The organism is Aminobacter ciceronei (assembly GCF_014138625.1).
GTDB classification, from domain to species: Bacteria; Pseudomonadota; Alphaproteobacteria; order Rhizobiales; family Rhizobiaceae; genus Aminobacter; species Aminobacter ciceronei.
Genome location: NZ_JACJHY010000025.1, coordinates 1 through 25,767, shown reverse-complemented (window position 1 = coordinate 25,767; position 25,767 = coordinate 1). Strand labels below are relative to the sequence as shown.

Sequence of the window (25,767 nt, the reverse complement as noted above, 5' to 3'; positions counted from 1 at the left end):
ATCACGATGGGAGACGAGTTGGAGGACTGGAAACGCTATGAACGCTTGGTTGCTCGGCTGATGGCCGACCAGTTGTCGACGGAATTCTGCGTGACGCCAAACGCTTCGGTCCTTGGGCGCATTACGGGCATCCCGCGTCAGATCGACGTTTTAATCGAAGCGCGGCACGATACCGACAACAGTCGGCGGATCATAGTCGACGCAAAGCGACGGAAGCGGAAGATCGATGTAAAGGAGGTAGAATCCTTTCGAGGGATGATGGAAGACGTCGGGGCCACTCATGGCTATCTCGTTTGCCCCAATGGGCATACGGCTGCGGCGGAGAAGCGCGCCCAATCGGCAGTGAGCATCCGCCTTTTGCCGCTCGATCGTCTTGAGAGTTTCGATCCGAGAACTTGGCCACGCTGCGTTCGCCTCGGCTGTAAATATGGACGCGTCTTCTGGGACGGTTACCCGGAGATCTCTCTCGGTCTTGTGGCGCCTGACGGTACCCCAACCCGCATGACGTTCGTTCACAGCGTGGGCAAATGTGATCGTTGTCGGAAGTTTCATGTTTCTTGCGCTACCTGCCGTCAGATTCTCTACGTCCCCGAGGATGACGACAGCGACATAGGCCATCAGTGCGCGTGCCGCCTGCCCTGGTTCTGGCTGGCTTCGATCGAAGAGGATGAGCGAGGAGCGAGGTCTGCCGAGCTTCATCTCGCAATAGGTGTTAGCGAAGTTAGAACCGTGAACCGACGATCATTGTCGACGGCGTGATTGCACGACGCGTGTGTCGTGTGCCATGTATGCCGAGACATTCTAGCGTCACGCAGTTCGGGAGCTTCGCGCGAGTTGCGACGAGATGTTCAATCCGATCGAAGCAGGCCCCAACATTAGCATAATCGCAGGCCATGTGTGGAGGTCTCTGGCCGGCTTGGTGCGCGCTGCCGTCCCCGACAATGGTGGCAGTCTTCAAGACTGCACCGAGCGGTTTGCTCAGGATGCGGTCGGGTCACAGATAGACCACCGAACGTGGAACACTATCGACGTTCCATGCAGAGCGATCCCAGATGGCATAGCAGCCAAAATGCTGTGTCATTCAAAAACATAGTCCGACGTGGTGAAGTATTCGGGCGTCTCATAACTCACACGGGACAGCGAGGCGACAAGCGCCTGTGATCGGCCGGCTATCATCTCTGACTGTCTTGTCATGGCCTCGTTCATCGTCCGCAGCTGCGGTCTGGTAAGCTGCTCCAGGTGCACTGTCCTGGGTTGCCAAGAGTAACCGAGCGCAACGTCGCTCGCGATCGGCATGAACGAGAGCTTGCCACCAAACGCCCCTTCGGTTGCGGATCCAATCTTGGCCACTGCCGTGGGGTGATCGCCGAGCACGAAGGAGGCGGATCGAGGTGCTATGTATATCGCCAGTCCGCGGCCGCGCATCGCCTCAAGGAGCTCTTCCGTGGGACCAGTTGCTTGCGCGGCGATGCGAGAGTTCCTCTTGATCCTGTCGACATCCTTCGGGTTGGCCAACCACGCGCGGTCGGCATCCGTCACGTGCGGCTTATTGGCGACCTCTTCCAAGACGGCATTGAACTCCTCGTCGCTTAAGAAGCGCGAGTGCCAAGCTGCAGAGCGCTTGTCCGAGTAATATCGGAACAGCTGGAGGAACTCCCAGACGTCCTCTCCCATATGCGGTTTCTTGCCGGACCTGACGATATCAAGGAGTTGCCGGAGAAAGTGTGCGCCTGCAGCCTCCAGCTTCGAGAAGCCATGCTCCAAAGAAGAGTCACGTTCGCCCTCATCGCCGATGACGGTGTAAAGGTCATCTTCAAGGAACAGGTTCGCCGGTGTAGTGGTCCTTACGTGCCCAACAGGAAACTCACGACGCCAAAAGTACAGGCCACCGCGATCATTAAGAAAATTCTTCAGGATCATCCGGGGAATGTAATGGTGCCGGTGAGGTGCTCTGTTGCTGGACATTTCGATAGCTGAGCAGATTCGCGCCAGATCGCACAACGTTGTCTCAACGTTGAACCAGCGGAGAGCATTAGGAAACGGCAGCTTTCAGTAAGTGTCAGAGGCTGACGGAACATCCGAAATAGTGCGCAAAGCGTCCCCTCCGACTTCGATCCCCGCAATTTCGGCTTCCGCAAGCTCAGCGATCTCGTCCGCGGAACCAATGTCTTCGAGATCGAAAATCCGGAAGGGCGGGGCATGCGCATCCGCAAGAAGCCGGCACCAGCGAAGCCCAAGCAGAAATCGTGACAGCTTCCCATTTGAACTAGAGCGCCGCTTGCCGGCTGTCGGCTTACGGATCTGCATGTCGCCGCCGTCTGGACCGGCCATGCCGGTGACACACGGGCCGTTCGGGAAACCTGCAGCGCGTTCGCATTTCAGCCTGTCAGCCACTCACTTGCCGGGAAGCGGCAGCGGTGTCTCGCTCAGGGTGCGGAGATAGGCGATGAGATCGGCGCGCTGGTTTTCGTCGGCCAGGCCGGGGAACGACATGTCGGTTCCAGGCAAGGTGAGGGCGGGGTTGGCGATGAAGGAATTGAGCTCCTCGAAGCCCCAGACGCCTCCGGCCTGCTTCAGGCTCGCCGAATAGGCGACGTCGCTCTCCGAACCCTTCGGCCGTCCGACGATGCCCCACAGATTGGCGCGTTTCGGAATCTTGAGCCCAGGTGCTGCCAGATGGCAGGCCGCGCAGGTCGTGGCGAAAATGTCCTTGCCCGATTGCGCATTTGCCGAGGCAAGTCGTGGCGAAATCGCAGCGATATCAGGTCCGTGGGCGCCGTGACTGGTGAGATAGGCGACGACGTCGTCGTGGCCGGCGAGCTTGGCCAGATGGATGGGCGGACTGCCGTTCGAGGTCAGTGCATTGACCTCGGCGCCGGCCTCGACGAGCGAGGTCACGCAGGCAAGGCAGCCGGCCTCGGCCGCCACATGCAGCGGGGTCTGTGCTTTCGCCAACTGGTTGGGATCGGCGCCATGGCCGAGCAGCAGCTTGACGATGTCGGCAAAGCCGGCCTTGGTGGCGGCGTAGAGCGGCGTTCTTTGCCAGCTGACGGGGAGATTGACGTCGGCGCCACGCGTGATCAGCAGCTCGGCCAGCGCGGCATTTCCGGTTTCGCAGGCGATGTAGAGCGCTGTCACACCGTCGATTTCGTCGATGGCCGCACCCTTGTCCAGGGCCGAGGTCACCGCCGCGACGTCGCCGCTCCTGACAAGATCGCCCAGCTCGTTCGCCTGGGCCGGCAGCGCAACAAGCCAGAGGGCCGCCGAAGCCCCTATCATCCACATGCGTGCCTGCTTGATCATCGCATCCTCTGAGCTGAGGAGTTCCATGACGGGCTCATCTTAGGCCAAGGGCCTGCCGGCGACAACGCCGGTGCCGGCGGACGAGGTTGCCTGGAGAGCGACCGTTCCGGGGCCGCAAGCCGAACGACCACGCGTCTGATCCTGAAATGCGGAACTGGCCGGGCCTGCCGCGCGCTCGCCGGCATCCCGTCGCCGAACGAGCTGCCGGCCGGATGCTCATCGACCAGGCGTTCGGCCTGTCGGTCGCGACCGTCCCATTCCAGACAGGAACGTTTGCGCAAAGAGCGGCCCACCCGCTGAAAGGGGCTGTGCTGGCTCAAGCCGCAAACCCGCGCTGTCGCATTGGTTTTGCGCAAGGGGTGAGTGTCAATTCCGGCAAGCTGTTGCCGCCTCATGCAGGATCGAACCGAAGCGGCTATGGTCGTGAGGTGGGGAGCATGGTGGTCGCAGCCTCCGGAGCCGACCGGCCGTCATGACTAGCATGACCAGAAGCGGGAGACGTTCGAATTGACCCTGACCAATCACGACCTTGTCGAACTGACGGCCTGGCGCAGGCTTTTGCATCAGCAGCCCGAGATCTCCAACGAGGAAGAAGACACCGCAGCAGCGGTGGTGGCGTTTCTGCGCGACAGCGGGCCCGACACGGTGCTGACCGGGATCGGCGGACATGGCGTCGCTTTGGTCTATGACGGTGCAGCACCGGGGCCGACGGTGCTGTTTCGCTGCGAGCTCGATGCGCTGCCGATCGAGGAGCTGTCTGAGGTGGCGCATGCCTCGCTTGTGCCTGGCAAGTCGCATATGTGCGGCCATGACGGGCATATGGCGATCGTTGCCGGGCTCGGCCGGCGCTTCGGGCGGCAACGCCCGGCACGCGGCCGTGTCGTGCTGATGTTCCAGCCGGCCGAAGAAACCGGCGACGGGGCGGCCGCCGTCGTCACTGATCCGCGTTATCAGGAGATCGCGCCGGACTTTGCCTTTTCGCTGCACAATCTGCCCGGCGTGCCGCTTGGCGAGGTCCGCCTCAAGGCCGGCACCGTCAACTGTGCCTCGCGCGGCATGCGGGTGCGGCTGACGGGCAAGACCGCGCATTCCTCGATGCCCGAGACCGGCACCTCGCCGCGCCTCGCCGTGGCGGAGCTGATCACCGCATTTCCCGGCCTGGGCAGCGAGACATTTGCCGACGACGGCTTTCGCATGGTCACCGTCACGCATGCGACGATGGGCGAGGCGGTGTTCGGCATCGCCCCGGGCTATGCCGAGGTGTGGGCGTGCCTGCGGACCCGGCAGGACGACGCCATGGCGAGCCTGTGCCAGGCTGCCGAACAGCTGGTGGCGACGACGGCAGCGGCGTCTGGCCTCGACCACGCCGTCAGCTACCACGAGATTTTCGTCGCCAGCGTCAATGCCGAAGACGCCGTCGAACATCTCAGGCAGGCGCTGGACGAGGAGGGCATAAGCCACAGCGAAGAGGCGCTGCCGATGCGGGCATCGGAAGATTTCGGGCTGTTCGGCCGCTCGGCCAGTTCGGCGATGTTTTTCCTCGGCGCCGGCACCACCCACCCGTCGCTGCACAATCCCGACTACGACTTTCCCGACGATTTGATCCCGATCGGGGCGCGTGTCTTTGCCCGCGTCGCCGACAACCTGCTCGGCTAGGCGCAGGAAAAGCGCGCAGCGCCTTTCGCAGGAATTGCGTCAAAACAAGGAGATAGAGAGGTTTTGCGATTCAAGGCATGAGCGGGATGTCTGGATGACGAAGGGGTGGGGCACAAACTTGGTGATGATTGCCGAGCGCGTGCTATCCGCTTCGTCGCCGAGCACAGCCTTGGCCCGCAAGTAAAACGGTGCCGTTCGACATGGTCGTGGGGCAGAGGCTGCCGGCATTTCTTCTCGACTGTGGCCTGACCGGCCTTGCCGTTCGGCCGGGCCGTCATGCCGCTGCCCGGGATTGTCAGGCTCTTCTCCGTTGGCGCTGGGATCGGCGACCTAACGTTATGTTAAGCCGGTGCTGATATAGGCAGGCGGATCAATAGCCTGCGGACGCCATGGTCGTACAGAACCACCCCCGACCGCTGACCTTTCAAGTGACGCTGACGGTGTTGGCGCTTGCCGTTCTGGGCCTGGGCCTGGCGGCAGGTTTCGGATTGCTTGCCACCCTGCAGGTCGACCGCACAGCCCTCGACACTGAGCGCACTTTCCTCGTCAACGGCCTGAAGGAAGAAGGCCTGGCGCTCAGGCGCGAACAGGAAAGCGTCGCCGTCTGGGACGATGCCGTCACTTACGCCAAATCGGGCAACCAGCAATGGATGACCGAAAACCTCGGTGCCTGGATGTATTCCTATTATGGCCATGACCGCGTCTATGTCCTGGACGATCACGACCAGCCGGTTCATGCCATGCGCGATGGCCAGACAGTGGCGTCGGAGGTCTTTGCCGAGGACCGCAATGCGATCCTGCCCGTCGTCGGCCGTATGCGGCAAGTGCTGGCCGCCGGATCAGAAGACACAGCCAGTAAAGCTGCCGAAGACCTGATCACGATCGGCGACAGGCCGGCCATCCTCAGCGTCATGCCGCTGGTTCCGAGTTCAGATCGGGTCTCCCAGTCGCCCGGCAGCGAATTCGTCCACGTCGCCGTGCAGTTCATCGACGATGCCCTGACAGACAGGATTGCCGGGCGATACCAGCTGAAAAACCTCCATGTCCTGCCCCGCCTGACCCAGACGATCACCGACGCGACAGTGCCGCTGATCGGCAGCCATGGCGTGATCCTGGGTTATGTCGGATGGCAGCAGGCGCGCCCGGGCACCGGTCTTGTCCGCGAAGCCGCGCCGGCGCTGTTTGGCGCCATCGCGATATCGGCGGCGGTGCTGATCTATCTGTTGCGCCGCCTGCGCCGTGCCTCCGGCCAGCTGCAGATCAGCCAGGACAAGGCGCGTTATCTCGCCTTCCACGATACGTTGACCGGGCTGCCCAACCGCGCGCTGTTCGAGGACCGGCTGCGGCGCGCTTTGGTCAATGCCGACAGGGACAAAGGCCGCGTGGCGCTGCTCTATGTCGATCTCGACCGCTTCAAGCATATCAACGACACACTCGGCCATCCCGCCGGCGACGAGCTCGTGCGCCAGACCGCGGTGCGGCTGGTGCAGTCGGTGCGCGAGATCGATACCGTGGCACGCCTGGGCGGCGACGAATTTGCCATCATCCTGAGCGGCGTCAAGGACGCGCGCAATGCCGAAGATTTCTGCGACATCGTGCTTGCGCAGTTCTCCATCCCGTTCCAGCTGGCCGACGACCAGGTCTTTGTCAGCACCAGCATCGGGATCGCCCTTTCCCCCGATGTCGGGGCCGATCCCGACGACCTGTTGCGCAAGGCCGACATTGCCCTCTACGAGGCCAAGAAGAATGGCCGCGGCCGCTACCAGGTGTTTGCCGGCGACATGGACGAAATCCTGCTGCGCAAGCGCCGCATCGAAAGCGAATTGCGCGAGGCGCTGACCTCGGGCGACCAGATCAGGCTGACCTACCAGCCGATCTATGCCGGCGACTGCCAGACCATCCTCGGCGCCGAGGCGCTGCTGCGCTGGGCGCACCCCATCCACGCAGCGCTTCCGCCGGGCAATCTGGTGGCGATCGCCGAAGAGCGCGGCATGATCGGGCTGCTTGGCGACTATGTGCTGCGCCAAGCCGCCCGTTTTGCCGCCACCAGCACCTTGCCCTGGGTGGCGGTCAATGTCTCGCCGCTGCAGCTGCGCGACAAAGCGTTTCCCGAGCGCCTGGCGCGGCTGCTCGAGGAATGCGGACTGACGCCGTCGCGCCTGCAGCTCGAGATCACCGAAAGCGTGCTTCTGGCCAACAACGACACGACACGCGCCGTGCTGGCAGAGTTGCGCGCGACAGGCATACTTGTCGCCCTCGACGATTTCGGCACCGGCTATTCGGCGATCAGCTACCTCCGGCATCATCGCATCGACAAGCTGAAGATCGACCGCTCCTTCATCCAGACGATCGGCAACGACGCCGGTGCCGCGGCAATCGCCAAGGCCCTTGTCGACCTGGCGCTGGCGCTCGACATCCGCGTCACCGCCGAGGGTGTCGAGACGGAGGCGCAGAAGGACCGGCTGATCGCCATGCGCTGCCATGAATTCCAGGGCTTTCTCTTGTCACCACCGCTGGAGGCGACAGAGCTTTCCGCAGTGCTGGCGGGCGATGCACAGCCATTGCACATGGTCGGATCCAGGGACTAGCGCCGCTGTGACGACAGATGCTTCCGCCCCGGGCAGGCGCCTGACGGCACGGCAACGACCAAAACACGCCGGCCGCGTTTGCCTGATGTCGGGTCGATCCGGTGATCGCAAGCGGCGGTTCCCGGGGGGCCGCAGGCAGGCGGTCCCATGCCGCGCCGGCTGACCGGCCGCCGTCGCCCCCAAAAAAGGCATATCAGGGACGACGGCCGACTGCGATTGTTCAGTGTTCGATCGACAGCGCCTTGCCGTCCCATTTGATGAGGAAGACCTCGCGGCGCGGTGTGGCCTCGCCGTCCTCGCCGCCGACGACGAGCAGGCCGCCGGATACAGGGAACGAGGCGCCATAAGCGAGCCCGGTCGGCAGTTTTCCGACCTCCTGCCAATGCTTGCCGTCAGGGGCGTTGCCGTCATAGGCGTAGACTTCGTCGCGCCAGCCTTTCTTCAGCCCGTCATGGGCGAACCACTTGCCATCGGCGGCATTGGCCTGGGCGCCGACGAAATTGGCGCCGCCGGCAACGAGAACGGCACCGCCGACGTCGCCGGCAAAGGCCCCGGCAACCCCTTCCTGGCGGTCGTTTGCTTCAGGGCTGGGCAGGTCGGCCAGCTCAAGCCATGAGGCCGACTGGCCTGAGATGCTGACCTTTTTGACCTCAGGCGTGCGTAGGCCCGGCTTGATCTCGCCGCTGATGAGGGTGAAGGCGTCGTCGCCAAGCGCTGCCACCGCCGCGTCGCAATTGGGCAGGAACGGGCTGTCGCCGAGGCTGCTCCAGCTGTTCGCCTCGGGATCGTAGGACAGCAGCTCGGCATTCCAGCGATAGTCGCCGGGTTCCATGCCCATATAGGTCTCGACCAGCTTCCTGAAGCCTTCCGGGTTCGTCTCCTTGTCGGTGGCGGCGACCTTGGCGAGATAGCTGTCGAACAGCTCCTTGTTGTAGCCGCCGACAAGGGCGATGCGGCCGTCTTTCAGCCCCAACGCCTTGGCGCCCGACAGTCCGACAGGGGTGGTGGTGTCTAGCTTGCTCCAGCCGTCGGTAACAGTGTCATAGGCATAAACCGTGTCGAAGATGACGGGCGATTTTGCCTCGGCTGTTGCCTTGCCGTTGCCGGAGAAGACGAAAATTCTTGAGCCCGAGACGGCGGCTGCCGCACCATTGGTGGCGGGACCCGAAAAGGCGGCGCGCTTGGCCCAACCCGCGGCGGGATTGCCCAGATCGAGCGCATAAAGGTCGGTGCCGGCCGAGCCGAGGCCGACATAGACGCTGTCGCCGACACGGGCAGCAATGCCGCTCTTGATGCCGACCGGCAGGTCCGGCCAGGCATCGGCGGCCATGGCCGTGGAAAGGGGCGAGGCGAGGGACATTGCGGTGGCGGTCATGAGGGCTCTCAACAGGTATTTGCGGGGCAGGGAAGGTTTGCCGGGCAGGGCTGGTTTGGACGATCTGTTGGACATGTGGGCACTGCTCTCCTTGGTGGTGCGGGCATGGCGCGGCGGCGCGCAGACGGGCAGGGCCCTGTCTTGGGCTGCGGCTTCGCCCGACAAGCGGCGCAGCGTCGCCGGCGGTCGGTTCCGGTCGGGGGGGCGGCTTCGCGCCGGTCGGCCGGGGCGGGACGGTGCGGCTGATCGGGTGAACTGTGGACGGCGCGCCTGGGGCCGGCCTGCGGCAGTGAATGGACTTCGGTCGTCCGGGCATCTGCGCTATCCCTGAGGTGGAAATAAGCAACAAGTGGGCATTCCAATATCCTGTTGACAGATATCCTCCAAGTGGGTAATCACTTCACCGGTAGCTGTTTTTCGGAACGCCCACAGGCAACCGGAGACGAAGATGAGCCTGAAATCGATCAAGCCACTGAAGCGCGCGCCGCTTTTGCATGTGTCCGTGCAGGAGAGCCTGCGCGCCTATATCGACGACAACGGCCTTGCCGCCGGAGCACCGCTGCCGCCGGAAGGCGAGCTTGCCACCCAGCTCGGCGTCAGCCGCAACTCGGTGCGCGAGGGCATCAAGGCGCTGGAGTCGCTCGGCGTGCTCGAGTCCAGGCGCGGCATCGGCGTCTTCGTCAAGGCGTTCTCCTTCGAGCCGCTGCTCGAAAACCTCGCTTATGGCCTGGGCGATGCGCTGAAGCAGATCGAGGAGGTCATCACCATCCGGCGCACGCTGGAGGTCGGCCTCATCGACAGGACGCTGGAACTGATCGGCAAGGACGACATCGCCGAGCTGCGCGAGACGCTCGACAAGATGAAGGCGCTGGCCGAACGCGGCGAGAGCTTTCCCGACGAGGATCGGCACTTCCACTATCTGTTGTTCCGCTGCCAGGACAACGAGGTGCTGTCGCGCCTGATCGAGGTGTTCTGGCTCGCCTTCTACAAGGCCTCCGACTTCGTCAACCTCGACAATGCCGACCCTGTCCAGACCTGGCGCGACCACGCGGCCATCGTCGACGCGGTTGAAGCAGGCGATCTCGCCGCCGCCAAGGACCGGCTCGCCAACCATTATGCCGGCATCACCAAAGTGATCGCCGACAACAAGACACATCAGTCAAACGGGAGGAGTACATGAACTACAGGACGATGATCTCGGCGCTTGCCTTGTCGGCGGCGCTCTTTGCAGGTGCCGCCACCACGGCCGCGCCAGCCTTTGCCCAGGGGGCAACGATCTCGGGCGGCTTCGATGTCGGCCCCGGCGGCTTCCAGGGCAATTTCAACCCGCTGGCCGCCACCGGCGGCTTCACCTGGCTCGTCACCTATTTCGAGCCGCTGGTGATCTATGACGACAAGCTCGCCAAAATCATCGGCGCGCTGGCCGACAGCTACGAGGTCAGCGCCGACCAGAAGGCCTACACCTTCAAGCTCGTCGACACCAAGTGGCACGACGGCAAGCCGTTTACCGCAAAGGACGTGAAGTTCACCATCGAGCTCGCCAAGAACGACAAGGCAGGCTCGGTCTTTGCCGCCCGCCTCGGCGCCATTGAAACCGTCGAGACCCCCGACGACCGCACCGTGATCGTCAAGCTGAGCTCCGCCACGCCGAGCATGCTCGACACGCTGACCAAGCTGATGATGCTGCCCGAGCATGCGCTCGCCGCCATCCCTGTGGAACAGATCGCCAAGAATGCCTGGTGGTCGACGCAGCCTGTCGGCACCGGACCGTTCAAATTCACCAAATATGTCGCCGACCAGTATGTCGAGCTCGCCGCCAACCCCGATTTTCACGGCGGCAAGCCGGCGGCGGAAAAACTGATCAACCGCTATTTCGCCAATCCGGCAGCGGCCATCGCAGCGCTCCGCGCCGGCGAGATCCAGTTCACCTATGTCGATTCCAACGACGTCTCGACCTTCACCGGCGACAACGCCTTCACCGTCATCGAGGGCGATTCCTATGTCGTCAATTATGTCGGCTTCAACCAGGAAGTGCCTTTGTGGAAGGACCTCAAGGTCCGCCAGGCCTTCATGCATGCCATCAACCGCGACGCCATCATCCAGAGCCTCTATGGCGGCGCCGCAAAGCCTGCCAACTGCGTCTATGTCGCCGACCGGCTGGTGCCCCAGGGCATCGACCAATACGCCTATGATCCCGAGAAGGCCAAGCAACTGCTCGCCGAGGCCGGCTGGGACAAGATCAACGGCGACAAGCCGATCACCATCCTGACCTATTACACCTCGCCGCTCGCCACCAACGTGCTGGCCGCCATGCAGGCGATGCTGGCCCAGGTCGGCATCAACATCGTGCCGCGCGCTGTGGACACGCCGACCTACAATTCGGTCGTCTACCAGCAGTCGGGCAATGCCGGCGACTTCCCGCTGATCTATGCCGGCCTGCAGAACGGCCCTGATGCCTCCAACATCAATATCGGCCTCAACGAAAAGCAGATCCCGCCGGCCGGCGCCAATCTGATGCGCATCCGCATGCCCGAGGTGACCACAGCGCTCGATGCAGCACTTGCCGAGACCGACGCCGCCAAGCGCGACGCCCGCTACCAGGACGTCTGCAAGGCGACCAACGCCAACCTGCCCTGGGGCACGATGTGGGTCGCCAACCGCTACGGCGTGGCCTCGAGCAAGCTGAAGGACTTCGTCTGGACGCCGGCGCCTGCCGGTGGTCCCTACCAGGCCCACCCGGAAAAGTGGTCGATCGCCGAATAGGCCAACTCCCTCCCTCGGGGGGCGGCCATCCCAGTGGCCGTCCCCGCCTTTTTCCGGCTTTTTTCCTCCCGGAAGCTTGTTTCCATGGGGAAACCCGCTTCTTCAGGGGAAACCAGTTTCCCCTGGGGAAACCAGTTTCTTCTGGAAGCTTGCCGCCGCTGGCCTGGCTATCCCTAGACAGAGAGCCCCAATGCTCCGCTATTGCCTCAATCGCCTGTTGATCGGGCTCGGCATGCTGCTCGCACTGACAGTGCTGATCTTCGTCTTGCTGCAGCTGACGCCGGGCGATCCGATCGACGCCTATATCGACCCCAACGTCGCCATGTCGAAGGAGGCGATGGACGCGCTTCGTGCGCAGCTCGGCCTCGACCGGCCGCTGCCGGTGCAATATCTCGCCTGGCTGTCGCAGGCCGTGCAGGGCAATCTCGGCCACTCGCTGCAGCGTTTCAACGAGACGGTGTCAGGCCTGATCGTCTCGCGCATCGGCCCGACGCTGCTTCTGATGGGCGCCGGCTTGGCGATCGCCATCGTTGTCGGCATCGCCTCGGGCATCGTCAGTGCCGTGCGCCGCAACTCCTTGCCCGACTATTCCTTTTCGGTGCTGGCGCTGCTCGGCATTTCGAGCCCGGCCTTCCTGACCGCCTTCCTCGGCCTGTACCTGTTTTCGGTCAGGCTGAAATGGGCGCCGTCCGGCGGCATGCTGACGCCGGCCAGCGATTTCTCGATCGCCGACCTGTTGCACCACCTGATCCTGCCGGCCTGCGTTCTGTCCATCGGCCATGCCGCGCTGATCATGCGCTACATGCGCGCCTCGATGCTCGAAGTGCTGAACCAGGACTATGTCAGGACGGCCCGCGCCAAGGGCGTCAAGGAGTTCTGGGTGGTGACCAAACATGCGCTGCGCAACGCGCTTCTGCCCGTCGTCACGCTGATCGGCTCGACGATCGGCCTCGCCGTCGGCGGCGCCATCTTCATCGAAAGCGTGTTCAACTGGCCTGGCATGGGCCTGCTTCTGATCAGCGCGGTCGAAACCCGAGACTATCCCGTCATCATGGGCGCCACGCTGGTCATCGGCGCCTGCGTCATCGTTGTCAACATTCTGACCGACCTTGCCTATGCGGTCATCGACCCGCGCATCCAGGTGGCCTGACATGAGCGTTCTGACCCTGTCCTCGACCGGCCCGATGGCCCGCGCCTGTAACCGCTTCACCCAGAACCGGGCGGCCCTGTTCGGTGCGGCACTGCTTCTGCCGATGCTCGCTGCCGTGCTGAGCTATCCCCTGTGGCTGCCCTACAAGCCCAACGACATCGACCTTCTGGCGATGAACGGCGCCCCGTCGTGGAAACACTGGTTCGGCAGCGACGGTGTCGGCCGCGACGTGCTGGCGCGCACGCTGGAGGGCGGCCGCATCTCGCTTTTGGTGGCGGTCTCCTCGGTGGTGCTGTCGACTGCCATCGGCTTCCTCGTCGGCGCCGTCTCGGCCTTTGGCGGCCGCTGGGCCGACGCGCTGGCCATGCGCTCGGTCGACCTCGCCATGACGCTGCCGCCTGTCATCTTCCTGCTCGTGCTCGCCTCCATCGTCGGCTCGGGCATCTGGTCGACCGTCGTCGTCATCGCGCTTCTGTCCTGGCCGGTGCTGGCGCGCATGATCCGCGCCCGGCTCTTGGAACTGCGCGAGCGCGAATTTGTCATGGCCTCGCGCGGCATGGGAGCGGGCCTCGGCCATCTCTTGTTCCGCCACGGCCTGCCCAACTCGATCGACATTCTCGTCGTCTACGCCACGCTGCAGGTCGCCAACGCCATCCTGCTCGAAGCCGGCCTGTCCTTCCTCGGCCTCGGCGTGCCGCCGCCGGCCGCCAGCTGGGGCAACATGCTGAACGCCGCGCGCTCGACGGCGGTGCTCGAACAGTTCCCCTGGCAATGGCTGTTCCCCGGCGCGGCTCTGGTGCTTGTCGTGCTTGCCATCAACTTCATCGGCGACGGGTTGCGAGACGCCTTCGACCCCCGTGCCGACCTCAACTAACCCTCTGGAAGAGAAGCAGAAAATGTCCAAATTCTTCGGTGTCGTTCCGCCCGTCGTCACCCCGCTTTACGACGATTTTTCAGTCGACTACGCGTCCTACACCCGCGTGCTCGAACACCTCATCGACAATGGCTGCCACGGCCTGTTTCCGTTGGGGTCGACAAGCGAGGTGGTGTTTTATGACGACGCCGAGCGCCGCAAGATCCTCGAACACACGGTCAAGGTCGCCAATGGCCGGGTGCCGGTCATTGCCGGCGTCATCGACCCGACCACCGACCGCGTCATCCGCCATGCCCGGACTGCCAAAGACGTCGGCGCCGACGCCGTCGTCGTCACCGCACCTTTCTACACCATCACCAGCCAGGCCGAGACGCTCGACCACTTCCGCATCATCCGCGACGCCGTCGACATTCCTCTGATTGCCTATGACATTCCGGTCTGCGTCCACAGCAAGCTCGCCCGCCAGACGGTGGTGACGCTGGCCAAGGAAGGCACGATCGTCGGCCTCAAGGATTCCTCCGGCGACGACGGCAATTTCCGCTATGCGCTGAGCGACCTTGCCGACACCAAGGAGGTGTTTTTGATGACCGGCTCCGAGATCGTGGTCGACAATGCCTTGCAGATGGGCGCGCATGGCGTCGTGCCCGGCCTCGCCAATGTCGATCCGGCCGGTTATGTCAGGCTCTGGAACCACGCCCGGAAGGGCGACTGGGAGGCGGCGCGCAAGGAGCAGGAACGCCTCTGCCGCCTGTTCGAGATCGTCTGGGTCGCCGCCGGCCGCGTCAGCGGTGGCGCCACGGGCGTCGGCGGCTTCAAGACCGCGATGCGCAGCCTTGGTATCATTTCGACCAATGTCATGGCGCGCCCCCGCGCCCCGCTCAACGACGCCGAGGCCGCCAGGATCGACGAGATCCTGCGCTCGGTCGGCCTGCTCAACTGAGGCTTCCGATGCGCACCGAACCCATCCTCGAGATCAAGGGCCTCAGAACCGTCTTCCGGGTGCGCGGCCGCGAGATCGCCGCCGTCAACGGCATCGACCTTGTCGTGCATGCCGGCGAAACGGTGGCGCTGGTCGGGGAATCGGGTTCGGGCAAATCGGTCACCAGCCTGTCGGTGATGCGGCTTTTGGCCCGCGGCATCGGCGCGATCGACGCCGGCGAGATGCTGTTCCGCGGCAAGGACGGCACGGTCCGCGACCTGGCAGCCCTTGGCGAGGAGGAGATGCGGCGCATCCGCGGCAACGACATCGGCATGGTGTTCCAGGAGCCGATGACCAGCCTGAACCCGGTCTACAGCATCGGCGACCAGATCTCGGAATCGCTCAGGGTGCATCGCGGCACCGGCCGCAGCACAGCGCTGGAGGCGGCCGTCGCCCTGCTCGACAAGGTCGGCATTCCCGATGCCCGCCGCCGTGCCGGCCAGTACCCGCATGAGCTGTCGGGCGGCATGCGCCAGCGCGCCACCATCGCCATGGCGCTGGCCTGCGACCCGACATTGCTGATCGCCGACGAGCCGACGACGGCGCTCGACGTCACCATCCAGGCGCAGATCCTCGACCTGCTGCAGGGCCTGCAGCGCGAGCGCGGCATGGGCGTCTTGTTCGTCACCCACAATCTCGGCGTCGTCGCCGAGATCGCCGACCGGGTGGCTGTGATGTATGCCGGCCGCATCGTCGAATGCGGCCCGGTGGCCGAGGTGTTCCGCAACCCGCGCCACCCCTATACGCTCGGCCTTTTGAACTCGATGCCGCGGCTGGGTGCGGCGAGCGCGATGAAGCGCGCCGGCGAGAAGCTGAACGCCATTCCCGGCATGGTGCCGAGCCTCGCCGACATGCCCGCAGGCTGTGCCTTTGCGCCACGCTGCGGTTTTGCCATCGAGGCATGCCGCCAGAACATTCCCGCACTCGAAAGCGTCGCTGCCGGCCATGGCAGCCGCTGCATCCGCTGGCAGGAGATCGCCCGATGACCCCGCTTCTTTCGGTCCGTGGCCTCGCCAAGCATTACCAGACGCGCAGCACGACCCTGAAGATCCTCGAAGACATCTCCTTCGACGTCTTCAGGGGCAAGGTTGTCGGGCTGGTCGGCGAATCCGGCAGCGGCAAGACCACCATCGGCCGCTCGGTGCTCCGGCTGATCGAGCCGACGGCGGGCGAGGTGCGCTTCGACGGCACCGACATCACCAAACTGTCCAGCGCCGAGATGCGGCGCCGGCGGCCGCGCATGCAATACATCTTCCAGGACCCCTACGCCTCCTTGTCGCCGCGCATGACCATCGGCGAGATCCTGACCGAGGGCCTGAAAATCCAGGGCATCGGCAGCAGGGCGGAGCGGCTGGAGCGGGCGAAGACGGCGCTCGAACAGGTCGAGCTGCCGGCAGACGCCATCCACCGCTACGCCCACGAATTCTCTGGCGGCCAGCGCCAGCGCATCGGCATTGCCCGGGCGCTGACGCTGGCGCCTGAATTCATCGTCGCCGACGAACCGGTCTCGGCGCTCGACGTGTCGATCCAGGCGCAGGTGATCAACCTGCTGCGCGACCTGCAGCAGCGGCTCGGCCTGACAATGCTGTTCATCTCGCACGACCTCGCCGTGGTCGAATATATCTGCGACCGCGTCATCGTGCTCTATCTCGGCCGCATCATGGAGATCGCCGCAAGCGAGGATCTTTATGCCAGGCCCGAGCACCCCTACACCAGGGCGCTGATGTCGGCGATCCCGTCGCCGGACCCGGAGGCGAAGAGAGGGCGTGAGATTCTCAAGGGCGACATTCCGAGCCCGGCCAATCCGCCCAGTGGCTGCGTCTTCCGCACCCGCTGCCCCAGCGCGCTCGACGCCTGTGCAACAGCAGCACCGCAGCTGCGCGAGGTCAGGCCGGGCCATTTCAAGGCCTGCATCCGCGATGATCTCTAGCGCAGGAAAACTGCGCAGCGCTTTTTCCTGGGAGTTGCGCAAAGACGAAAGCGCAATTCCAGGAAAACTGCAGCGGCTTTGCCAAGGAAGTGCGCAAAAACAAAAGGTTAGACAGACGTCTGAACCCGTTTCCATCCGCTGTCCAGCCGCTGCCTTGAGCCGCCGTCCTGGGCCGGTATCCCGGGCAGCGCCGTTCAGGCGGTCGTATTGAGTGTGAGGTCCCCGATGAAATTGTCCTTCCTGGGTGTCGGCCATTGGCATGCGACCATGCATGGCGAAGCCGCGCGCGCCGCAGGCGCCGGCATTGCCTCGGCCTGGGACCCCGCGCCCGAGGCGGCGGCCGGTTTCGCCGATAAATTCGGCTGCCCTGTCGCACCGAGCCTGCAGGCCGCGCTGGAACATGCCGATCTTGCCGTCGTCATGGGCCGGCCGTTCGAAATCGTCGAACGCGGTCTCCAGGTCATCGCAGCCGGTCTGCCGCTGCTCTTGGAAAAACCGCTCGGCATTTCGGCTGATGCCGCCGACGCCCTGATCGCGGCGGCACAGCGCAAGGGCGTCTTCGCCGCCATGGCCTTGCCGCATGGCATGGCGATGCTGGCGGCGCTCCATGATCTTGATGCCGCCGGGCGGCGCGGGCCGGTCTCGCATTCGCATTTCCGCCTGATCAACGGGCCGCCGCAACGTTATGTCGATGACGGCGTCGCCTGGGTGCTGGATCCCGCGATCGGCGGCGGCGGCGCGCTGCGCAATCTCGGCATCCATGGCATCAATGCCTTCCTGATGCTGGCGGCCGGGCAGGAGGTCGAGATAACGAGCGCCTCCTTCGGCCGACCGCTTCACGGAACCAAGGTCGAAGACTACGCGGCAATCGTGCTGCGCGCCGCCGACGGCATGCTCGGGCTGATCGAAGCCGGTTACACCTTTGCCTCGATGAAACGCGGCCTCTTCGAATGGCGTGTCTCCGCTGCGAATGCCACGCTGAGCGACCTCGGCGACCGGCTGGCGCTGTCGACCCTCGATGACGAGAAACAGACCGACCTGCCGGCGACGCCGATCGCCCGCCGGTATCACGACGTCATGGCTGACACCCTGCAGCGCCTGGCCGCCGGCCGGCCGCCGGCGGTGTCGCTCGCCGACGCCAGGCGCGCCATGGCCATCATCGACCGCTGCTACGCATTGGGACGGGCGTGACCATGGCAGGCATGATCATCGCGGACATGACCGTGGGAGCAGACATGTCGGGCATGACGACGACAGCCATGGCGGCATGGGGGCAGACATGACAACGGCAGACGAAACCATGGCAGGCACGGGCAGGGCAGACATGACAATGGCAGGCACAGGCAAGGGAGCACGACCATGTCGAGCATGACTGGGGCAGGCATGACCGGGGGAGGCAAGACCATGCGGGGCATGACGATGCTCGGGATCGGCATCATCGGCGCCGGCCATTTTGGCGCGGCCCATGCGCGTGCCCTGCGTGACGTCGAGGGCGCGCGCCTCGTTGCCTCCTGCCGCAACGATGCCGACGGGCTCGCGGCCTTCACCGGGGAATTCGGCGGCAAGGGCCATCTCGACTATCGCGCGCTTTTGGCCGATCCGGATGTCGACGCCGTGGTGGTGGCGCTGCCGCACCATCTGCACACCGAGGTGGCGATCGCCTGCGCTCAGGCCGGCAAGCACATCATGGTCGAAAAGCCGATGGCGCCGACGGTCGCCGAGTGCCGGCGCATCATGGCTGCGGCAAAAGCCGCCGGTGTTGTGCTGATGCCCGGCCACACCATGCGTTTCACCTTGCCGTACCTCGCCGCCCGGCGCCTGATCGACGAGCGTGGACTGGGGGCCATGCGTTACGGCTCGAGCCGCATGATCAAGCTCTGGATGGAAGGCAACCGCCGCGACTGGCACCTCGACCCAGTGACCGGCGGCGGCATGCTGTTCACCGCAGGCATTCACGCCCTCGACCGGCTGCTGGCCTTTGCCGGCCGCCGCGCCACCCATGTCAGCGCCATCACCACAACCAGCTTCCACCAGCAGAAGGCCGACGATGTGGCCCTTCTGCTGCTGCGTTTCGGCGACGACGCCGTCGGCCAGGTCGCCAGCATCGGTTATGCCGACGGCGCCTTCATCTCGGGCGACGAACTGGCCTTCGATCGCGGCGTGCTCACTGTCGATTTCTTCAACGGCGTGACGCTCGGCCGCGACTTGAAATGGCAGAAGGTCGAAAACTCGATCGAGGGGGATGTCGCCGGCCGCGGCCTCGTCCGCCAATGGCAGGCCTTTATCAAGGCCATAAGCCGTGGCACCACCCCGCCCGTCACAGCCGAAGACGGCCTGCACGTCGTCGCCTGCATCGAAGCTGCGTTCAGGGCCTCGCGCGAACGCCGGGAAGTGGCGGTGGAGTAGGGCGGCGTCGAAGCAATCCGGCGAGCCCCTCATGTTCGCGCTGCCATCCGGTCGTCGTGCCACTGGGGTGGTTACGCATAGCGATCGTGGCGGCGCACCCAGTCCATTCCCTCGGCCTCGTTGCGCCCCTTCGGCGCGAGATCGAGCATGTTGTAGGTGCCCATCATCACCTCGACGCCGCGCCCGTAAGTGGAGTAGGTGCGGAAGATCTCGCCCGCCTCGTCCTTGTAGAAGGCGCTGACGCCGGGCCATTCCTCGCCGGTTTCCCGCCATTCGCCGAAATTGTAGTCTATATGTCCGCTGGCGACCTCCTCGGCCGTGAAGCTGACGCGGAAGTCGAAGTTGAAGTCGTTGCCTAGGGACGACACCCATTTGAACTGCCAGCCCATGCGTTTGCGGTAGCGCTCGATCTCGGCAAGCGGCGCGCGCGAGACGGCGATCATGGTGACGTCGTGATGCGCCAGATGCCTGTTCATGCCATCGGTGTGGTCGGCCATGTAGGAGCAGCTCGGGCAACCTTCCTTCCATCCCGGCGCGAACATGAAATGCTGCACCAGGAGCTGCGACCGGCCGTCGAACAGATCGGCCAGCCTGCGCGGACCCTCCGGCGTGTCGAACACATAGTCCTTGTCGACGCGCACCCAGGGGAGCGAGAGCCGCTCGCGGGCGACCTTGTCGCGAAGACGCGTGAGCTCCTTCTCCGCTTTCAGGAGGTTTCGGCGGGCAGTCAGCCAGTCATCGTGCGAAACAACGGCGTGTTGCACAGAGTGTTGCATTGTCAGTCTCCTTCGGTTTGGGTGACGGGTGTAGTGGTGTGCTGCGAACGGGCGGAAAGGAGCTTCAGCCACGGCGACAGGTGAAACAGGCTCATCAGCACGTACATGAGGGCCATGTCGTTGATCGGCGCGAAGGCCGAGGCTGCCGAGCACATCGTCATGCCGGGCGAGCCGACGGCCGAAATCCAGGCCATCAGCGCGCAGGTCGGCGCGACGGCAAGCCCAAGCCAACCGGCAGCGTCGATCGTTGCCCTCGGCGACGAAGCGGCCTTTTCTGGTGCTGCGCTGATCGTCATGACAGGTCCTCTCATCCAATTCGCCGTTTCAGCGGTTGCGATACGAACAGGCTAGCGCGGGCACGGGGCGGGTAAGAGTTACAAAGGTGACGGGATTTTCATGGACCAGCTGATCACTGAAGCCGCACAGGCTCTTTCGGCTGGCGACCCTCTCGCTGCGCTGAAACGGGTCGCCTTGCGCGACGACCCGCCGGCGCTGGCGTTGCGTGGCATCGCGATGGCGCAACTCGGCGACCTCGCGCGCGCCAGGGAGCTTCTGCGCAGCGCGGCGCGCAGCTTCGGTCCGAAAGAGCCTCTGGCCCGTGCGCGTTGTGCCTTGGCCGAAGCCGAAATCGCGCTTGTGTCGCGTGATCTCGGCCGATCCCTGCAAACGCTCGATGCCGCACGGACGGTGCTCGAAGCATCAGGTGACCGCAGGAACGCAGCCCATGCCGGCTATCTCCAGGCCCGGCACCTGCTCCTGATCGGCCGCCTGGATGACGCCGAAAGGGTGCTCGCTGCGTGCGACGCCGGTGCCCTGCCGCCGGCGTCGCGGATCGGGCGCGAACTGGTGGTGGCGGGCATAGCCATCCGACGCATCGAAACCAGGCCGGCGAGAATCGCGCTGGAACGGGCAAGGCGGGCGGCAAAAGAGGCGCGCATTCCGGCGCTCGTGGCCGAGGTCGACCAGGCCGTGCGGGCATTCGCAGCACCAGCGGCGCGCCTGGTCAGCCGCGGCGTCGGGCGGCTCCTCGATCTCGAAGAGGTCGAAAATTTACTGGCCTCCGAAACGCTTGTCGTCGACGCCTGCCGCAACGTGGTGCGCAGAGGGACAAAGCTGGTGCCGCTCGCCAGCCGTCCCGTCTTGCTCGCGCTTTTGCGTGCGCTCGCCGAGGCATGGCCGGACGATGTGGCGCGCGAAACGCTGCTCAGACGCGCGTTTGGGGCACGGCAAGCCGACGAGGCGCACCGAGCGCGGCTGCGCGTCGAAATCGCCCGGCTGCGCGAGGCGATCAGGCCGCTGGCGGCGCTGAGCGCGACCCGGGACGGCTTCGTCCTGCGGCCTCACGCAACAGCCGATGTCGCCGTGCTGGCGCCGCCCGTCGAAAGCGATCACGGCGAAGTGCTCGCCCTGCTCGGCGACGGCGAGGCCTGGTCGAGTTCGGCACTGGCGCTGGCCTTGGGCGTGAGCCCGCGCACGGTTCAGCGGGCGCTCGAAGAGCTTGGCCATGACGGCAAGGTCGAGGCCTTCGGACGCGGGCGGGCCTGCCGCTGGATCGCGTCAGGCGTGCCCGGTTTCCCGACAAGCTTGTTGCTCCCCGCCATGGGCATTTCCGGCTAGTGTGAGGCCATGAAACAGTCGACCGCCGAAATCATCCGGGAATATGGTCCCTTTGCCGATGTGGACGACGTCGCCGGGGTCAGCTTCGACAGCAATCAGGTCTGGTTCGCAAGCGGCGACAAGCTGAATGCCCTCGATCCCGAAAGCGGAAAGATCCTGCGATCGCTTGACGTCGCAGCCCATGCGGGAACCGCATTCGACGGCGAGCACCTGTACCAGATCGGCGATGCCGTGATCCGCAAGATCGATCCCAGGACCGGCGCGGTGATCGCCACGATCCCGGCGCCCGGGGAGGGCGGCGACTCGGGCCTGGCCTGGGCGGAGGGTGCGCTCTGGGTCGGGCAGCATCGTGGCCGCAGGATCCATCAGCTCGACCCCGTAACAGGAAAAGTGCTGCGCACCATCGAATCCGATCGCTTCGTCACCGGCGTCACCTGGGTCGATGGCGAGCTTTGGCATGGCTCCTGGCAAGACAGCGGCAGCGATCTCCGCCGCATCGACCCCGAAACGGGCGACGTGCTCGAGCAACTCGACATGCCGGCCGGCATAGGCGTTTCCGGGCTTGAATCCGATGGCGGGGAACGCTTTTTCTGCGGCGGCGGCAACAGCGGCAAAGTGAGAGCCGTTCGCCGGCCCAGGTAGGGGCTTGAGTGAGCGTCGGCCAAAGCCGGCAACCCGGAGACTGGCGACTGGCGGCGGCACGCTGTTCACCGCGGGCATCCACGCGCTCGACCGGCTGCTGGCCTTCCCGGCCGTAGCGTCGCCCATGTCGGGGCCCTGACCGCCACCAGCGGCCACCGGCAGATGGCGGACGACATCTGCTCCTCCGCTTCGGCAACGACGCCGTCGGCCAGGTCGCTAGAACAGGTCGTACCGACGGCGCTTTCATCTTGGGCGACGAACTGGCCTGCGATTGTGGTGTGCTTTATGGGGATGTCTTCTACGCGCTCGGCCACGCGCTGCAAGGGCAGCCGGGAGAACATGCGATCGAGGATGTAGCCGGTTGCGGCCTCGTCCGGCAGTGGCAGGCCAGCCGCGACGGCACCAACCCGCCGGTGACCGCCGAAGACGGCATTCATGCCGTCGCCTGCGTCGAACAAGGCCTCGCTGGAACGCCGGGACGTGGCGGTGGGTTAGGGGCTGGGGGGCTGTAGGATTGTCCGGAGCGGCTTGGGGTCGGGAGCGGACTGGCAGCTTTACGCGTCCAAGAAATGCGAAAATGGACATTTCCGCTTTGCCGCGCCGGTTTGAAAGCTCAGTTACATGGGTCTATTGATGAGGTTTTCGCAAACCTTTGCATGCGCGGTGCGATTAGCCCGTCGCGGGAGTAGATCATGTTGAAAGCTACCGAAGAGGAAGTCGAAGAAGTCCGAGAATATTTTGAATGGCAGGCGCCCGACCTCGAAGTGAATTTCATGCAGAAGGTCTACTCGGAGACCGTCCTCAACACCCGCCACGACGTGTGGGACATCCACACCAACAAGGATCGCTGGTGGGTCATCACGGGCGGCACAAATCTCTACTCTCAGCAGCAATTCCCTAATATGGACCTTGCTCTGACCTTCCATATTGGCCTGATGCTGCGCATCCCGCGTACGGAAAAACAACAAGAAGGCGATCTACACATCGTTCCATTCGGTCCTGTATTCGAGCGGATGGAAGAAGTCGCCACCGCCGTGACACAGGCGAGAAACCTGTCCGACTATCAGGCCGTCGGCGTTCGCTGCCGCGAGACGCTACTCGAGCTGATCGGCGTCGCGCAGGACGCGGCAATTTGGTCAGACACACCGCCCCAGCGTGCGAACTTCCGAGCGTGGATGGAGATCATCTGCAACGATCTTATGGCGGGCGACACCAACAAGGAGCGTCGCGGGGCCGTCAAAAGTGCGCTCGAGTCTGCATGGACGGTTTCAAACTGGCTGACGCATTCAAAGTCGGCCACATGGATTGATGCCGACATGGCGCAATCGTTGATCCAACACGCCATCGGCATGGCGACATCTTTGATCATTCGCGAGTTGCGCGGGGTGCCTTCCGAATGCCCGAACTGCGGCTCGCCCCATCTCGAACCCGACCACGGCGAAAATACTGAGGCACCGGGTATACTCTGGGAACGGCCACTCTGCGGCGATTGCGGATGGGCCGGCAGACCCGTTCCAATCCTCGACCTCGAAGATGGGCAACCCGTCATCATACGCGAAGGTGAAGAGTCCGACGAGTGCAGCATAATGACAGTACCGCTGCGCACGATTCTGAAGCCGGGAAATCCCACCATCGAGCCGCTTAAGACAGAAGCCGGACCTCCGGAGCACGTCGTCTATTTTGCCTATGGGTCCAACATGTCGACCGCCCGGCTGCGCGAACGCATGCCGAGCTGCAAGCCACTCGGCATCGCTACCTTGCCGGGTCATGCGCTCCGTTTTCATAAGCGCAGTACGGATAAGTCCGGGAAGTGCAACGCATTTGCCAGTGAAGACAATAGGAGTGTGATCGGGGTCCTGTTCAGCTTCGATCCTGCCGAGCGTACCAAACTGGACAAGGCCGAAGGCGTTGGCAGCGGCTACGAACACGCGACGGTCACGGTCATTAATGAAAAAGGTCGCAGGCAAAAGGTCCTTACCTACTTCGCCACTCCCGACTACATTGACGACAGCCTCAAACCCTATAGTTGGTATAAGGATTTTGTGCTTGCAGGTGGCAGGGAACACGGTCTGCCGTCAGCGTATATTGCTGAATACATCCAGTCGATTGAGGCGATCGAAGATCCAAACAAGAGGCGGGACAAAAAGCAGCGGGCCAAGCTAGGAAGCCCCGGGCAGTGAGACTTTGGTGTCGGAGCAGACTACGGACACGGTTTAGGTGGCGCTATACGGTACAGTAACCTCGGGCGGAAGCAGACCAAGCGCAGCCTGATCACATCTCTCACCCAGCTGCTGAATGTGGTAGATTTTCATCATGGCAGATGACGATCACGACTTTGACGACGATGAAGAACGCTGCGTACCCAAGTTGGACGAGATTGACTGGAGCGCGCTGCGCAGCGCGTTGACCTCGCTGCAGATGTTCAACGACCCCTATTTGCAGATGCAGGCCACAAATCTCGGAATCGTCGATCAGTTTCTGACCGAACTCGAATTCCAAGTGCTCGAAGAGAGCTTTAAGGATGACCGCGACATCGGCAGCATGATGTTCCTGAACGCGCAAAGCCAAATGTGGATGTTCAGCGCCTACGAGCTGCTACGCACTTGGCGGCAGCGGATCCGGGAACCCCTGGACCTTCTCAGCGCTGGCAAGGTTCCCAGTCGAATTGACGAGCTGCTGAGGGATCAGGGCTTTCGACACTACGGTATGGAAATGCGCGCACATCAGTTGCAGCGGGTCTTAGAAGCGCCCGACACTCGTAGACTGATGGAAGAAGACCTACGCATAACACATGTGTTGTACAAGCAACTCGACTACCTTCGGGTCGCTTTGGCCAAGCATGAGGTGAAGGGTCGCCGGAAGTCTGTCGCGCTCGCGCCGGGCTATGGAAGGATGGACCCATGGTCGGGCTCACTTCAGTACGAACTGGAAGCTGGCCAGTTAAGCCTTGGCACCCTTAGCAGGCGGAACGTCGCAGACGGCATAAGAGCCTTTGCCGACAGATCGGAAATCCCATCCCCCGAGAGCCTGAGGTCCTTCGACGAATACATGAAGGCGGACATCCCTGACGTGTCCGAGAACTTCAAGGATAGAAATAAGGAAGTGTGAGGCGAAGAGTTACCACCCTGGCCCATTGGCTAGAGAGGACGGCCGACACGCTCAGGTCGATAAACCCTATCGCAACTTTGTTCAGTCAGGTCGTGGCACCTGGACAGCACGGGACGGATTTCTCGGCTACCCACCCTCATTCTTGAGTGGCAGCGAACCGGCAGGTTCTGGCAAACGCTTGGAGCTGGCACTCCACTACTTGAGGCGGCACTGTCCATGACGGCGCTGGATTGCCGCGAAGGTGGCGTTGGAACGCGGTCAAAGACGTGCATGGCCTACGGCCGATTTGAGGTATCGATTTTGCCTCTTGAGCGGCCTCAAAGGGGCGCTAGCAGGTCGCGGCCCACGGGAACGGTGGAGCTGCCTCTTGCTCAGACTTCGGTCGCCTCAACTGGCTCCAGGGAAGTAGGCCCCACACTGGCCGCGGCTCGTGGTTTTCAGCTTCTCGTGGATCTGCCATGCGCTCAAGAGTCTATCTCCACTTCTCACGTCTGCCGCGAATTCGACTAGGTGACCGACTCATAACTACGCAACCAGATGCGGATTGAAGCAAGCTGGACGGAAGCGAGGAAGTTGTCGTCGCGCTTGTCGTAGCGGGTG

General features: G+C 63.8%; 22 protein-coding genes and 2 pseudogenes. 19 read left to right on the top strand and 5 right to left on the bottom strand.

Annotated features, from left to right (window positions below):
* The first annotated feature begins 6 nt into the window (after positions 1–6).
* Positions 7–759 carry a restriction endonuclease gene (locus HNQ95_RS22905; RefSeq protein WP_182575359.1) on the top strand — a complete coding sequence of 251 codons (753 nt, stop codon included), beginning with the start codon at positions 7–9 and terminating at the stop codon, positions 757–759.
* 318 nt (positions 760–1,077) lie between these two features.
* On the opposite strand, the gene HNQ95_RS22900 is transcribed toward HNQ95_RS22905, so the two are convergent.
* Positions 1,078–1,965 carry a DUF4238 domain-containing protein gene (locus tag HNQ95_RS22900; protein ID WP_281381278.1) on the bottom strand — a complete coding sequence of 296 codons (888 nt, stop codon included), beginning with the start codon at positions 1,963–1,965 and terminating at the stop codon, positions 1,078–1,080.
* A gap of 129 nt (positions 1,966–2,094) precedes the next feature.
* On the opposite strand from HNQ95_RS22900, the pseudogene HNQ95_RS22895 reads away from it, so the two are divergent.
* A pseudogene (locus tag HNQ95_RS22895) lies at positions 2,095–2,250 on the top strand (OST-HTH/LOTUS domain-containing protein); the annotation flags it as partial.
* 144 nt (positions 2,251–2,394) lie between these two features.
* Here HNQ95_RS22895 and HNQ95_RS22890 read toward each other — a convergent pair.
* Entirely contained in the window at positions 2,395–3,330 is a 936-nt protein-coding gene (locus HNQ95_RS22890) for an ankyrin repeat domain-containing protein (RefSeq protein ID WP_182575361.1), read from the bottom strand.
* Between the two features lie 185 nt (positions 3,331–3,515).
* Here HNQ95_RS22890 and HNQ95_RS22885 point away from each other — a divergent pair, with 185 nt between their 5' ends.
* From HNQ95_RS22885 to HNQ95_RS22875, 3 genes are all read left to right on the top strand, one after another.
* Positions 3,516–3,779, top strand: coding sequence for a hypothetical protein (locus tag HNQ95_RS22885; protein ID WP_182575362.1), 264 nt, complete (start codon positions 3,516–3,518; stop codon positions 3,777–3,779).
* A gap of 31 nt (positions 3,780–3,810) precedes the next feature.
* Positions 3,811–4,959 carry an amidohydrolase gene (locus HNQ95_RS22880; protein ID WP_182575363.1) on the top strand — a complete coding sequence of 383 codons (1,149 nt, stop codon included), beginning with the start codon at positions 3,811–3,813 and terminating at the stop codon, positions 4,957–4,959.
* A gap of 389 nt (positions 4,960–5,348) precedes the next feature.
* The gene (locus tag HNQ95_RS22875) at positions 5,349–7,547 is read left to right on the top strand and encodes a putative bifunctional diguanylate cyclase/phosphodiesterase (RefSeq protein ID WP_182575364.1); all 2,199 of its coding nucleotides are present in this window, start codon (positions 5,349–5,351) and stop codon (positions 7,545–7,547) included.
* A 220-nt stretch (positions 7,548–7,767) separates the two neighbouring features.
* Here HNQ95_RS22875 and HNQ95_RS22870 read toward each other — a convergent pair whose 3' ends face one another.
* A complete protein-coding gene (locus HNQ95_RS22870; RefSeq protein WP_182575365.1) occupies positions 7,768–8,922 on the bottom strand; it encodes an N-acetylneuraminate epimerase in 1,155 nt (384 codons plus the stop codon).
* Between the two features lie 448 nt (positions 8,923–9,370).
* Here HNQ95_RS22870 and HNQ95_RS22865 point away from each other — a divergent pair, with 448 nt between their 5' ends.
* The 9 genes from HNQ95_RS22865 (at position 9,371) to HNQ95_RS22825 (ending at position 19,024) form a co-directional block, all read left to right on the top strand.
* Positions 9,371–10,102 carry a FadR/GntR family transcriptional regulator gene (locus tag HNQ95_RS22865; protein ID WP_182575366.1) on the top strand — a complete coding sequence of 244 codons (732 nt, stop codon included), beginning with the start codon at positions 9,371–9,373 and terminating at the stop codon, positions 10,100–10,102.
* Complete coding sequence (locus HNQ95_RS22860; protein ID WP_182575367.1) at positions 10,099–11,685, top strand: ABC transporter substrate-binding protein; 1,587 nt, start codon at positions 10,099–10,101, stop codon at positions 11,683–11,685. Before HNQ95_RS22865 ends, HNQ95_RS22860 begins: the two co-directional genes overlap by 4 nt.
* Before the next feature lie 190 nt (positions 11,686–11,875).
* Positions 11,876–12,835, top strand: a complete 960-nt coding sequence (locus HNQ95_RS22855; protein ID WP_067963766.1) for an ABC transporter permease — start codon at positions 11,876–11,878, stop codon at positions 12,833–12,835.
* The gene (locus tag HNQ95_RS22850; RefSeq protein WP_182575368.1) at positions 12,801–13,709 is read left to right on the top strand and encodes an ABC transporter permease; all 909 of its coding nucleotides are present in this window, start codon (positions 12,801–12,803) and stop codon (positions 13,707–13,709) included. The genes HNQ95_RS22855 and HNQ95_RS22850 overlap by 35 nt, the downstream gene beginning before the upstream one ends.
* Before the next feature lie 22 nt (positions 13,710–13,731).
* Positions 13,732–14,649: a dihydrodipicolinate synthase family protein gene (locus HNQ95_RS22845; protein WP_182575369.1), complete on the top strand. Its 918-nt coding sequence runs from the start codon at positions 13,732–13,734 to the stop codon at positions 14,647–14,649.
* Between the two features lie 8 nt (positions 14,650–14,657).
* The gene (locus HNQ95_RS22840) at positions 14,658–15,674 is read left to right on the top strand and encodes an ABC transporter ATP-binding protein (protein WP_182575370.1); all 1,017 of its coding nucleotides are present in this window, start codon (positions 14,658–14,660) and stop codon (positions 15,672–15,674) included.
* The gene (locus tag HNQ95_RS22835; RefSeq protein WP_182575371.1) at positions 15,671–16,618 is read left to right on the top strand and encodes an ABC transporter ATP-binding protein; all 948 of its coding nucleotides are present in this window, start codon (positions 15,671–15,673) and stop codon (positions 16,616–16,618) included. Before HNQ95_RS22840 ends, HNQ95_RS22835 begins: the two co-directional genes overlap by 4 nt.
* 225 nt (positions 16,619–16,843) lie before the next feature.
* The gene (locus HNQ95_RS22830) at positions 16,844–17,809 is read left to right on the top strand and encodes a Gfo/Idh/MocA family protein (RefSeq protein WP_182575372.1); all 966 of its coding nucleotides are present in this window, start codon (positions 16,844–16,846) and stop codon (positions 17,807–17,809) included.
* A 228-nt stretch (positions 17,810–18,037) separates the two neighbouring features.
* The gene (locus HNQ95_RS22825; RefSeq protein ID WP_182575382.1) at positions 18,038–19,024 is read left to right on the top strand and encodes a Gfo/Idh/MocA family protein; all 987 of its coding nucleotides are present in this window, start codon (positions 18,038–18,040) and stop codon (positions 19,022–19,024) included.
* A gap of 71 nt (positions 19,025–19,095) precedes the next feature.
* On the opposite strand, the gene HNQ95_RS22820 is transcribed toward HNQ95_RS22825, so the two are convergent.
* Complete coding sequence (locus tag HNQ95_RS22820; RefSeq protein WP_182575383.1) at positions 19,096–19,788, bottom strand: DUF899 domain-containing protein; 693 nt, start codon at positions 19,786–19,788, stop codon at positions 19,096–19,098.
* Between the two features lie 14 nt (positions 19,789–19,802).
* The gene (locus tag HNQ95_RS22815) at positions 19,803–20,096 is read right to left on the bottom strand and encodes a hypothetical protein (RefSeq protein WP_182575373.1); all 294 of its coding nucleotides are present in this window, start codon (positions 20,094–20,096) and stop codon (positions 19,803–19,805) included.
* A 100-nt stretch (positions 20,097–20,196) separates the two neighbouring features.
* On the opposite strand from HNQ95_RS22815, the gene HNQ95_RS22810 reads away from it, so the two are divergent.
* From HNQ95_RS22810 to HNQ95_RS22790, 5 genes and pseudogenes are all read left to right on the top strand, one after another.
* Complete coding sequence (locus HNQ95_RS22810) at positions 20,197–21,417, top strand: helix-turn-helix domain-containing protein (RefSeq protein ID WP_182575374.1); 1,221 nt, start codon at positions 20,197–20,199, stop codon at positions 21,415–21,417.
* Positions 21,418–21,426: 9 nt separating this feature from the next.
* Entirely contained in the window at positions 21,427–22,059 is a 633-nt protein-coding gene (locus HNQ95_RS22805) for a Vgb family protein (protein ID WP_182575375.1), read from the top strand.
* Positions 22,060–22,102: 43 nt separating this feature from the next.
* Positions 22,103–22,554 (top strand): annotated as a pseudogene (locus HNQ95_RS33755) (Gfo/Idh/MocA family oxidoreductase); the annotation flags it as partial.
* Between the two features lie 197 nt (positions 22,555–22,751).
* Positions 22,752–24,239 carry a gamma-glutamylcyclotransferase family protein gene (locus tag HNQ95_RS22795; RefSeq protein WP_182575377.1) on the top strand — a complete coding sequence of 496 codons (1,488 nt, stop codon included), beginning with the start codon at positions 22,752–22,754 and terminating at the stop codon, positions 24,237–24,239.
* A gap of 133 nt (positions 24,240–24,372) precedes the next feature.
* The gene (locus tag HNQ95_RS22790) at positions 24,373–25,167 is read left to right on the top strand and encodes a hypothetical protein (RefSeq protein WP_182575378.1); all 795 of its coding nucleotides are present in this window, start codon (positions 24,373–24,375) and stop codon (positions 25,165–25,167) included.
* Positions 25,168–25,767: the final 600 nt, after the last annotated feature.